Origin of the sequence: Thauera butanivorans NBRC 103042, from assembly GCF_001591165.1 — a bacterium.
Classification (GTDB): domain Bacteria; phylum Pseudomonadota; class Gammaproteobacteria; order Burkholderiales; family Rhodocyclaceae; genus Thauera; species Thauera butanivorans.
The window spans coordinates 1-11,668 of record NZ_BCUG01000031.1 but is presented as its reverse complement, the minus strand read 5'-3'; the positions used below and the strand labels follow the sequence as shown (position 1 = coordinate 11,668).

Below are 11,668 nucleotides of genomic sequence, written 5' to 3'. Positions count from 1 at the left end.
CGTGCGTCTACGGCCCTACACTTCGAGGCACTTGCGTGCGCCACATGGCTGGAAAACCTGCCCAGTCAACTGGCTGGCCAGCCTATGACCGGAAACAGCGACTGGAGACCCGCTGACTGAGGGGCGTTGAAATGTCGTGATAACATACAAAGTTGCTTTGCATTCATGGCTCTTGGCATGGCCTGTGATGCCGTAGATGTGATGGGTTTAACGTGCTTGTAGGGTGTCAGTCGGATAGTCTGTCAAGAAGCTGCTTGCGCTCATGTCGGGTGCGAGGGAGCTCCAAAGTGAATGGGTTCAGTCTGGGGTAAACGATGCTGAAGATCTTCAGTCACTATCTTCCGTCTCACACGCTACAACAGGTGTTGTTCGATGCCCTGCTGCTGTTTCTCGTCGTGTTGGGCACGGTCATCTTGCTTGCGCCGCCCGGGGTTCCCGATTGGGCTGTCTTTGCTCCATCCGCCTTGATCTTTGCGTTGCTGATGGTCGGGCTGAATACCGCAATGGGGCTTTATCGTCCTGTACTGCAGCGCTGCAAGCGGCAGGCGTTTGCCCGTGTTGCCCTGTCGCTGCTGGTCAGCATCCCTGTGGCCTATGGCGTTTTCGGGCTGCTGCCCTGGGCCGAGATGGCGCCGCATTCCCTGCAATGGACAGTCGTGCTGCTGCTGTCCTCCTTGCTGCTGATGCGGGGCTTGATCAACCAGAGGCAGGCTTCCGGCCTGTTTTCTCCGCGTGTGCTGATCATCGGTACCGGGGCTGATGCTGCCCAAGTCTATCGCGACCTGACTCGCCCGTTGCAGCGTAGCGTCGAAGTCGTCGGCTTTCTGCGCAGCGGCGGGGACGAAAAGCTCGAAGTCGATGCGAGGCAGGTCCTGCCGGTGCAGGGCTTGCTCGATGTCGTCAGGACCTTGAAGGTCAATGAGATCATCGTTGCCGTGCGCGAGCGGCGCGGCGGTGTGCTGCCTCTTCGTGAACTGCTGGACTGCAAGCTCGAAGGCGTCCGCATTGCCGATCTGTCATCCTTTTTCGAAAGGGTCCAGGGGCAGGTGAAGCTCGATTCGCTCAGGGCGAGTTGGCTGATCTATGGTGACGGTTTCCGGCAGGGTTTGATCCGCACCTTCGTGAAGCGTGTGTTCGACATCTGTGCAGCCTTGCTGTTGCTGATCCTGGCCATGCCGATCATGCTCGTGACGATGCTGCTCATCCTCATCGAGGATGGCGCTCCGGTGTTCTATCGTCAGGAGAGGGTCGGACTGGGTGGCCGGATTGTGCGCGTAACCAAGTTTCGCAGCATGCGTCGTGATGCGGAAAAGGACGGCAAGCCGCGTTGGGCAACGTCCAATGATGACCGTGTGACCAAGGTCGGGCGTGTGATCCGCAAGCTGCGGATCGATGAACTTCCTCAACTGTTCAATGTGCTTGTCGGCGACATGAGCATGGTCGGGCCGAGGCCCGAGCGCCCCTTCTTCGTCGACCAGTTGGCACGGGAAATCCCTTTCTACAACGTCCGGCATTGCGTCAAGCCTGGTGTGACGGGTTGGGCCCAGGTTCGTTACCAGTATGGTGCCTCTGTCGATGATGCGATGGAGAAGCTTCAGTACGATCTTTACTACGTCAAGAACCATACGCTCGTTCTCGACATCCTCGTGCTTTTCGAAACGGTTCGCGTCGTTCTGACGGGCGAGGGGGCCCATTGAGATGCACCGGGCGAACTCCGGTTGAAGGCGAAGGCGTATTGGCTGTCGCCGATCTGAAACGAGAGATCTGAAGTGCTGCAGCTTGCCTTTTGGGGGTACGGCACTGCGGCGCTGGCCTTCTTTTTCTTCGGGCTTTATGTCTTCTTCGCATGGCGAGGAGGGCTTCCGGGAGGCGTTCTCCTGGTTGCGGTCGTGCTGTCCTGCCTGTGGGCGGCGACCGAAGCGAGCTCCGTCTATTTTACGGATGCCCCATGGCCGGTGCTGGGTGTTCTGCTCGACTGCCTTCGCGGTGCTGCATGGTTCGTCTTTCTCATCGTCCTGATGCGCCCCTTGTGGGGCACACGCGTGAGATGGCCTGCGTATCTCGCCGCAGGGGTTGTTGGAAGCCAACTGGCTTCACTGGCTTTCGAAGTGTTCATGCCGGGTATCGTGCTGCCGATTCGGCCGATCCTGGTTGCCTGGCTTGCGCATGCGGTAGTGGGGCTGATGTTCATCGAGCACCTCTATCGGGCGCTTCCCGATGCATCCCGATGGGGTATCAAGCCCCTGTGCATCGGACTTGGAGCCGGATACATCTTCGAGCTGTACCTGTTTGCCGATGCGGCCTTGTTCAATCGGATCGATGTTGATGTCATTGCGGTTCGGGGTGTGGCGCATGCTCTGCTGATACCATTGATCGCGCTTTCGGGAACGCGCAGTCCGACCTGGACGCTGCGCATGGCAGTGTCGCGGGAAGTCGTGTTCCATTCTGCAGCTCTCGCCGCTGCCGGGATCTATCTGCTGGTGATCGCCGGGGTGGCCTATTACGTACGTTATTTTGGAGAGAGCTGGGGGCGGGCGTTGCAGATGGCCCTGCTTTTCGGCGGCCTCGTGCTGCTCGGGGCGCTGCTTTTTTCCGGATCACAGCGGGCGCGCCTGAAAGTTCTGCTCAGCAAGCACCTTTTCCCGTATCGCTACGACTATCGTACCGAATGGCTGCGTTTCACCCAGGCTCTGGCTTCGGCGGACAAGGGGCTCGACCTCGGGCAGTCGGTCGTCAAGGCACTGTCGGATCTGGTCGAGAGCCCCGGTGGAGCATTGTGGCTGCGCGACAGCTACGGCAAATTCGCGCCTTATGCTCGCCTGAACCGTCCGGCGGCCGATGTCATCGAGTCGATGGATTCTGAACTGTGCCGCTTTCTCGATGAACGCGAATGGATCATCGATCTCGAGGAGTACCGGAGTCGTCCCCGGCACTACGACGGCCTGGTGTTGCCGGACTGGCTCTCCAGCTTGCCGGATGCGTGGCTCGTCATCCCCCTCAGGAGCACGGATTCGCTGCTTGGTTTCGTCGTGTTGGCAACGCCTCGTGCGCCATTCGATGTGGATTGGGAGGTGCTCGACCTGCTGAAGACGGCCCAGCGGCAGGCCGCAGGCTATCTCGAGCGGATGCTTGCTGCGGAGGCCCTGCTCGAAGCCCGCAAGTTCGACTCCTTCAATCGAATGTCGGCCTTCATCGTGCACGATCTGAAGAATCTCGTCGCGCAACTGTCGCTGATGCTCAAGAACGCGGAGCGCCACGGACACAAGCCCGAATTCCAGCAGGACATGCTCGAGACTGTTTCGCATGTGGAGTCGCGGATGAGGGGGCTGATGACGCAGTTGCAGGAGAAGCGCCCGATCGATTCGCCCCGTGGTGTCGACATCGTGCAGATTCTGCGCAGCGTCTGCGAATCGAAGCGCTGCCAGTCGCCCGTGGTCCAGTTGCTCGACCCGCTTCCCCGCCAGGCGATGGTGCTGGCTCATCGCGAGCGTCTGGAGAGAATCATCGGCCATGTCGTGCAAAATGCACTGGATGCCACAAATGAGGATGGTAAGGTGACCGCTCAGCTCAGTCTTGCCGGTGACGGCAGGGCGAGTCTGGTGATTGCAGATACGGGGTGCGGCATGTCAGCCGATTTCCTTCGCGACCGCCTGTCCCGTCCGTTCCAGACGACCAAAGCCAGCGGCATGGGCATAGGCGTGTTCGAGACCCGCCAGTATCTGAACGAGATCGGTGGCGACCTCCAGTTCGAAAGCGAAGTCGGACGGGGGACGCGAGCAACCATCCTGTTACCATGCTTGTCGGATGGGCGGCAGGATCTACAAGACGGAGCCAGTGAAATTCATGCCTGAAAAGCAGCGGACGCTATTGATCGTCGAGGACGATCCTGCGCTGCAGAAGCAGATGCGTTGGGCCTTCGATGCCTGTGAAACCGTCGTTGCAGACGACAGGGAAAGCGCGATTGCGCAGGTGCGTCGCCATGAACCCGCAGTGGTGACCATGGATTTGGGGCTGCCGCCAGCGCCTGACGATGTCACCGAAGGGTTTCGGCTGTTGCGCGAAATCCTCGTGCTGGCGCCGGACACCAAGGTGATCGTGCTGACCGGCCAGCATGATCGTGAGAATGCGGTCAAGGCGATCGGGCTGGGGGCATACGACTTCTTCGCCAAGCCCTTCGAACCCGAACTGCTGTCGCTCACCATCGAGCGGGCATTCCGGATGCACGACCTGCAACTCGAGAATGCACGCCTGTCGGCAATGGGGACCAGCCCCCTGTCCGGCCTGCTGACGCGCGATCCCGGGATGCTCAAGATCTGCCGCACGATCGAGAAGCTTGCTTCGGCATCGGTCACCGTCGCCCTGTTGGGCGAAAGTGGAACCGGCAAGGAAGTGCTTGCGCGTGCTCTGCACGCGCTGTCGTCGCGTTCTGCCGAGCGTTTCGTGGCAATCAACTGCGCAGCCATTCCGGAAACCTTGCTGGAAAGCGAGCTGTTCGGCTACGAGAAGGGCGCATTCACCGGAGCGGTGAAGCAGACGCTCGGCAAGATCGAGACTGCCAACAAGGGCACTCTGTTCCTCGATGAAATCGGTGATTTGCCGATGCCCTTGCAGGCCAAGCTGCTGCGCTTCCTGCAGGAACGGGTCATCGAGCGGGTGGGAGGGCGCGACGAAATTCCGGTCGATGTCCGGATCGTGTGTGCCACGCACCGGGATCTGAAGGAGCAGATCAAGGCGGGTGCGTTCCGTGAGGATCTCTATTACCGCCTTGCTGAGATCATCATCGACATTCCCCCGTTGCGTGAACGGGAAGGCGATGCCGTACTACTTTCCCATGCCTTCGTGCAGCGTTATGCGCGCGAGAACGGGCGCGGTTCGATGACATTGACCGACGATGCGATCAACGCAATCGAGGCTCATCCATGGCCCGGCAATGTGCGGGAGCTGGAAAACTGCCTCAAGCGCGCGGTCATCATGGCCGATGGCAACCGCATCACCGCGGACGATCTCGGCTTCGAGACGGTCGAGGAGGATCTCGGGCATCTCAACCTGCGACAGGTCCGCGATGAGGCCGAGCGCCGGGCGGTGCTGCGGGTCCTCGCGCGAACCAACAACAACATTGCCCGGGCGGCTGAAGTCCTTGGAATCAGCCGTCCTTCACTCTACGACTTGATGAATCGCTTCGGTTTGAAGAAGGAGAACGGATCGTGAACAACACTGCAGAGGGCGGGCGGATTTCGGCCTGGGGAGGGCGTTCCCGGGGCCTGGCGCTGGCGCTGGTTTCCGCCGCCTTGTTGAGTGCCTGCAGCGACAGCCCGGAGCAGATGCTTGCTTCGGCGAAAGGCTATCTGTCCAACAACGATACCAATGCAGCAGTCATTCAATTGAAGAATGCCCTGCAGGAGGATGGAGGCCTTGCCGAGGCTCGCTTTCTCCTGGGACGCATCAATCTGCAGCAAGGCGATACGGCGGGAGCGATCAAGGAGCTGCAGCATGCCTTCGATCTCGGCTACGCCAGAACCGAAGTCGTCCCTCTGCTGGCGAGGGCCAGAGTCCGTGCCGGCGAGTTCGATCGCGTACTGGCCGATTTTGCCGACGTGAAACTGGATGAGGATGCCGCGCAGGGGCGCCTGCTGGGGGCCGTGGGCGATGCCCATTTCGGCAAGGCGAATGTTCAGGAAGCCATTCGATCCTATCAACAGGCGCTCACGCTGCGCGCGGCCGATGTCGAGGCCGGCATCGGCCTGGCGCGCGCCCGTCTTTTCAGCAACGACCCGACTGGAGCAGAGGAGGCCATCAAGGCCGTCGTCGCGCACAGCCCCGACAATGGCGATGTGTTGGCCGCCTTGTCCGACATCCTGCTGGCACAAGGCAAGCAGGAAGAGGCGCTCAAAGCCCTGGAAGAGGCCGTGCGCCTGAGCCCCAACCAGGTCGGCTATCACTATGCGCTGGTTTCGCTGCTGTTTCGCAGCGGCCGATACGAAGAAGGGGTGAAGCACTTCGAGGCGATGAAGAAGGCGGCACCCAGCCACCCGTCGACCCGCTATCTCCAGGCCTTCATGGATGCGCGCGAGGGCCGCCTGGCCGAAGCGCGCGATTTGCTGACGCAGGTGCTGAGACAGGCGCCCAACTTCCTGCCCGCGCAACTGCTCGCCGGCTCGGTGCTGCTGCAACTCAACGACCAGGCGCAGGCCCGCAATCACCTGAACACCGTACTCAGCCGTGCCCCTGGCCAGCAATTGGCACGTACTTTGTTGATCACGTCCCATCTGTCCTCGGGAGAAGCATCGCGCGCACTCGAACTGCTGCAGCCGCTGCTCGAGACGCAGCCAGCCGACGCACGCACGCTGGGATTGGCCGGACAGGTATTTCTCGCCAATGGCGATCTGGCCAAGGCTGAGGATTACCTGGAGCGTGCAGCCAAGGCTGCGCCAGAGGATCCTCGGGCCCGCTTGCGTCTCGGCGCGGCCCGTCTGGCCAGTGGCGATGCAGAGGGCGCGCTGGCTGATTTCGAAAGCGCATCGACGATGGACGATTCTGCCATCCAGGCGGACCTGGCCCTGGTCGCAGCCTACCTGCGGCGCGGTGACACCGAGAAGGCGCTCGAGGCCCAGGCCGAGTTGGAGCGCAAGCAGCCGCAGAATCCGCTCGTGTATAACCTGCGTGGCGGGGTGATGCAGGCCAGGCAGGACATTCCTGCCGCGCGGGCTGCGTTCGAGAAAGCCTTGTCGCTCAATGCCGATTTCCTCGCTGCTGCAGTGAATCTTGCGCGCCTGGATCTCGGCGAGCGCAAGACGGAGGAAGCGCTGGCACGGATTCGCGCGATTGCCGATCGCAATGAAAAGAACGCCGAGGCCCGTCTCGCGCTGGCGGACCTGCAGGTCGCAACCGGTGCCGCACCCGCCGACGTGCTTGCCACGCTCGAACGCGCAGAAGCGGCTGCGCCGGGAACCATGGCGCCCGCCCTGGCGATCATCCAGCATCACTTGCGCAACCGGGAGTTCCCGAAAGCGCTCGCTGCTGCACAAAAACTCAGTGCAGCAAACCCGAACGACGTTCGTGCGGTCGAAGCGCTCGCCCGTGCTCAACTGGCGGCCAATGAAACCCAGCAAGGCATAGCCTCCTTGAACCGGCTGGCCACGCTGCGTCCGCAATCCGCAGTACCCTTGATCATGGTGGCCGACGTGCACCGGGGCGCGAAGGACAATGCTGCAGCCGAACAGGCGTTGCGCAGGGCGCTGGCGGTGCAGCCGGATTCGATCGATGCTCAGCAGCGGCTCGCAGGTTTGATGCTCGAACGCGGCGCGCGTGAGGACGCGCTGAAAGTCGCCAAGGCGGTGCAGAAGCAACATGCCGAAAACCCGGCCGGCTACGTGCTGGAGGCGGAGATCGAATCGGCCGGCAATCGCTGGGCCGAGGCTGCGTCGGCATATCGCCAGGCCCTCGAGCGCAGAAGCGGTGGCGATGTCGCGGCTCGCCTGCATTCCGCGCTGATGCGCGCAGAGCGCAAAGGCGAGGCCGACAAGTTCGCCGCCGACTGGCTGCAGCGACAGCCGGAGGACCTGGTGATGAGAGGCTATCTGGCCGAGCGTGCACTGAGTGAAACCCGTTATGCGGATGCAGTCGATGGCTTCGAGGTGATGAGGAAGATATCGCCCGACAACCCGATGGTGCTCAACAACCTGGCCTGGGCCGCCAACCAGGTCAAGGATCCGAAGGCGCTCGAATATGCGGAGCGGGCACTAAGCCTCGCACCGGACAACGCCGCCATCCTCGATACCCTGGGCGTGATCCAGATCGATCATGGCCAGGCCGACAAGGGTTTGGCCAACCTGCAGCGCGCGGTGTCGCTGGCTCCGGATCTCGCTCAGTTGCGGCTGAGCCTGGCGCGCTCGTATGCGAAGCTGGGCCGCAAGGACGACGCCCGCAAGGAGCTCGACATGCTGATGCCCAAATTGCAGGAAAATACCGCCCTGCACAAGGAAGCGATCGAACTGTTGAACTCGCTTTGACGATCCTTTTCGTTTGATTTGAATACCTTGCAACAAGGAATCTGTCCATGACCACCATTGCTGTCGTCGGGCTCGGCTATGTCGGACTGCCGCTCGCCGTCGAATTCGGCAAGAAGCACAGAACCCTCGGCTTCGATCTATCCGCCGACAAGGTTGCGGCCTACCGCGATTTCATCGATCCGACCGGCGAAGTCGCCACCGAAGATCTGCGTGCGGCGACTCGACTGAGCTGCCATACCGATCCTGCGGTGCTGAAGGAAGCGGATTTCATCATCGTCGCCGTGCCCACGCCGGTCGACGATGCGCACCAGCCGGATCTGACGCCGCTGGTGAAGTCGTCCGAAACCGTCGGCCGCAACATGAAGCGCGGGGCGATCGTGGTCTATGAGTCCACGGTCTATCCCGGCGCCACCGAAGAGGTCTGCATTCCCATCCTCGAACGTGAATCCGGCCTGGAATGGAAGAAGGATTTCTTCGTCGGCTACTCGCCCGAGCGCATCAATCCGGGCGACAAGGAACGCACGGTGACCAGGATCGTCAAGGTCGTGTCCGGCGACACGCCCCGGACGCTGGAGACGGTGGCGCAGGTATACGGTTCGGTGATCACCGCCGGCGTCTGCCCGGCCAGCTCGATCAAGGTTGCCGAAGCGGCGAAGGTCATCGAAAACACCCAGCGCGATCTCAACATCGCGCTGATGAACGAATTGGCCGTCATCTTCCACAAGATCGGCATCGATACGCTGGAAGTGCTCAAGGCGGCCGGTACCAAATGGAACTTCCTGCCGTTCCGGCCCGGCCTCGTCGGCGGCCATTGCATCGGCGTCGATCCCTACTATCTGACGCACAAGGCCGAAATGCTCGGCTACCACCCGCAGGTCATCCTTGCCGGCCGCCGGATCAACGATGGCATGGGCAAGTACGTCGCCGAGCAGACGGTCAAGAAGATGATTGCCGCGGGCTCCAGCATCAAGGGCGCCGATGTCGTCGTGCTCGGCCTGACCTTCAAGGAAAACTGCCCCGATCTGCGCAACAGCAAGGTCATCGACGTCATCCGCGAGCTACAGAGCTACGGCTGCAAGGTCCACGTCCATGACCCGGTGGCCGAATCTGCCGAAGCCGAGCATGAATACGGCGTAAGCCTCTGCACGTGGGATACGCTGCCGCAGGCGCAAGCCATCGTGGCAGCGGTGGCGCACCAGCAGTACCTGGACATGCCCGTTGCCGAGTTGTTGCAAAAACTCTCGCCCGGTGGCGTGTTCAGCGACGTAAAATCGGCTTACGATCCGGCGGTGCTCGAGGCCGCAGGGGCAGTTGTCTGGCGCCTGTAAGGGCCATCGTATCGGGGAGGCAGCGATGACGAAGCAGTCCGTAGTGATCCGCTCCAGTTTTGGCCATCCCGGATTTTTCTGGAATGGCATGAAATGGGTGCTCGGACTCTTGATCGCGCTGCCTGTGCCAACTGCGTTTGCCATCGACAAGCGCCTTGCCGAGCAGGCCCGCTATCTGGCGCGAGAAGCCCTGAGCTATGAGCATGGCGAAGGGGTTCCGCGTGACCAGCCCTACGCAGCCGGACTCTATTGCGAAGCAGCTCGCCTGGGCGACGTCGAAGCGATGTACTCCCTGGGCTGGATGTATGCCAATGGCCGTGGCGTCGAGCGCAACGACGCCTATGCTGGTGCCTTGTTTGCCCAGGCAGCCCGCAAGGGCCACGAGCATGCCAGGAAGATGCTGCGCTACACGGGAGATGACACGCGCGCGAAGCCCGAATGCCTGCGCAGGCCGGCAGACGTGGTGCGGGAGCGCTGGCCGATCGATGGCCTCATCGCACGCCTGTCGCCGGAGCGACGCGAAATCGCCCGCCTGCTGTCGGAGCTCTCGCCGAAGTACGGCATCCAGCCCGCACTGGCGCTGGCCATCGGCCTGACCGAGTCGGCACTGAATCCGCAGGCCCTGTCGCCCAAGAACGCGATGGGCGTCATGCAACTGATTCCGGAGACCGCCGAGCGATTCAACGTCAGCAAGCCCTACGATCCCGAGCAGAACATTCGTGGCGGTCTGGCCTATCTGCGCTGGTTGCTGGCCTATTTCGAAGGCGATGTCGCCCTTGCCGCGGCTGCCTACAACGCGGGGGAAGGGGCGGTCGACCGCCATCGCGGCGTGCCGCCTTATCGTGAGACGCAGGCATATGTCGAACGTATCCTTCGCCACGTCGGGCAGGCACATCACCCCTACGACCGCAGCGTCGTCTCACCCAGCCGGATGCTGCGCAACCTGCGCCTGGCCGCACAGAAAGGGAGCGGCACATGAGTGCTGAGCAGCAGCGCGCAGCGCACGCCGGGATTCGCCGGCGGGTGCTGCAATCGGTTTGTACGTTCGCTGCGCTGACGGCATTTCCTGCGCTTGCGCGGGCTAATCTGGTCGATATCCTGCCCGGCATCAAGCCTTCCGTCGTTGCGGTCGGCACCTATCAGCGTACCCGCAGCCCCGCCTTCCAGTTTCGCGGCACGGGCTTCGTCGTCGGCGATGGGCGCATGATTGCAACCAATGCCCATGTGCTTCCGGAAGCGATCGCAAGCGAGAACATGGAAATGCTGGTAATCGTCGTCCCCGGCAAGGACCAGCAGGGGACGGTTCGGCAGGTCAGCCGCGTTGCCAGCGAACGCAGCCGCGACCTTGCCGTGCTCCGGCTCGAAGGCGGTGAGGCCCTGCCTGCCCTGAAGCTGGCTGCGCGGGAGCGGGTGCAGGAAGGGCAGGAGATCGCATTTACCGGCTTCCCCATCGGTGCCGTGCTGGGCATGACGCCGGTCACGCATCGCGGCATCGTCTCCGCGATCACGCCGATCGGCATTCCCCAGGGCAATTCACGCGATCTCAATCCCGCCCTCATCCGGCGGCTCGCCAACGACGTGTTCCGCGTCTATCAACTCGATGCCACGGCTTATCCCGGCAATAGCGGTAGCCCTGTGTTCGACCCGAAGACAGGGGAGGTCATCGGCGTCATCAACATGGTGTTCGTCAAATCGACGAAGGAAAGCGTGCTGTCCGATCCCTCGGGGATCAGTTATGCGATTCCCGTGGAGTATCTGCACAGGCTGCTGGGGAACGCCCCCTGAACGATGCCGGGCTGCATCTGTGGCGGCAGGCGTAACAAAAACCCGCGGGGCCAGTGGCTGCGCGGGTTTGTGCTGCTTCCGGGTGCTGCTCGGTGCTTTGAAGTGGTCCCGTCACCAGGAATCGAACCTGGATCTGGCGCTTAGGAGGCGCCCGTTCTATCCATTGAACTATGACGAGCCGACGAACCGCACATTCTAGCCGTTCGGCGGCGGCTCACCAAGAGGGGCGGCCGTATTGCGAAGCGGCGGCAGCAGGAAGTCCTGCGGGCGGCGGGCGAGGCGCTGCAACAGCATGCGGCCCAGGCTGCGGCCCTGGGCGAAGCTGATGCGGCGTGCCCGCATGGCGACGGTCAGGGTCAGCGTGAAACTGACGACCAGGTTGACCAGGCCGATCAGCAGCACGCCGGACAGTCCCAGCATCGCCGCTTGCCAGGACAGCGCGAAGTCGAGCGCTGCCGAGGCGTAACCCAGATAGGCTGAGGAAAAGGCAATGTGGCGGATGTCGAGCGGCAGCCCGAACAGCATCCCCAGCGCTGTCGTACCGCC

At 62.2% G+C, this 11,668-nt stretch carries 8 protein-coding genes and 1 tRNA gene; 7 read left to right on the top strand and 2 right to left on the bottom strand.

The window, feature by feature from the left end:
- The first annotated feature begins 314 nt into the window (after positions 1 to 314).
- From TBU01S_RS13530 to TBU01S_RS13500, 7 genes are all read left to right on the top strand, one after another.
- On the top strand, positions 315 to 1,697 hold the full coding sequence (locus TBU01S_RS13530; RefSeq protein ID WP_068637157.1) for a TIGR03013 family XrtA/PEP-CTERM system glycosyltransferase: 1,383 nt from the start codon (positions 315 to 317) through the stop codon (positions 1,695 to 1,697).
- A gap of 72 nt (positions 1,698 to 1,769) precedes the next feature.
- Positions 1,770 to 3,851, top strand: coding sequence for an XrtA/PEP-CTERM system histidine kinase PrsK (gene prsK, locus TBU01S_RS13525; protein WP_068637156.1), 2,082 nt, complete (start codon positions 1,770 to 1,772; stop codon positions 3,849 to 3,851).
- Complete coding sequence (gene prsR / locus TBU01S_RS13520) at positions 3,844 to 5,208, top strand: PEP-CTERM-box response regulator transcription factor (RefSeq protein WP_068637155.1); 1,365 nt, start codon at positions 3,844 to 3,846, stop codon at positions 5,206 to 5,208. Before prsK ends, prsR begins: the two co-directional genes overlap by 8 nt.
- Positions 5,205 to 8,009 carry an XrtA/PEP-CTERM system TPR-repeat protein PrsT gene (gene prsT / locus TBU01S_RS13515; RefSeq protein ID WP_068637154.1) on the top strand — a complete coding sequence of 935 codons (2,805 nt, stop codon included), beginning with the start codon at positions 5,205 to 5,207 and terminating at the stop codon, positions 8,007 to 8,009. The genes prsR and prsT overlap by 4 nt, the downstream gene beginning before the upstream one ends.
- Before the next feature lie 47 nt (positions 8,010 to 8,056).
- Complete coding sequence (locus TBU01S_RS13510; protein WP_068637153.1) at positions 8,057 to 9,337, top strand: nucleotide sugar dehydrogenase; 1,281 nt, start codon at positions 8,057 to 8,059, stop codon at positions 9,335 to 9,337.
- A gap of 88 nt (positions 9,338 to 9,425) precedes the next feature.
- Entirely contained in the window at positions 9,426 to 10,316 is an 891-nt protein-coding gene (locus tag TBU01S_RS13505) for a lytic transglycosylase domain-containing protein (RefSeq protein WP_068637152.1), read from the top strand.
- Entirely contained in the window at positions 10,313 to 11,122 is an 810-nt protein-coding gene (locus tag TBU01S_RS13500; RefSeq protein WP_083953607.1) for a S1 family peptidase, read from the top strand. Before TBU01S_RS13505 ends, TBU01S_RS13500 begins: the two co-directional genes overlap by 4 nt.
- A 103-nt stretch (positions 11,123 to 11,225) precedes the next feature.
- Here TBU01S_RS13500 and TBU01S_RS13495 read toward each other — a convergent pair.
- Positions 11,226 to 11,300 (bottom strand) — tRNA-Arg (locus TBU01S_RS13495).
- 17 nt (positions 11,301 to 11,317) lie between these two features.
- Positions 11,318 to 11,668 (bottom strand): transporter-like protein (locus TBU01S_RS13490; RefSeq protein ID WP_217999615.1); only part of this gene is annotated, 351 nt, incomplete at its 5' end.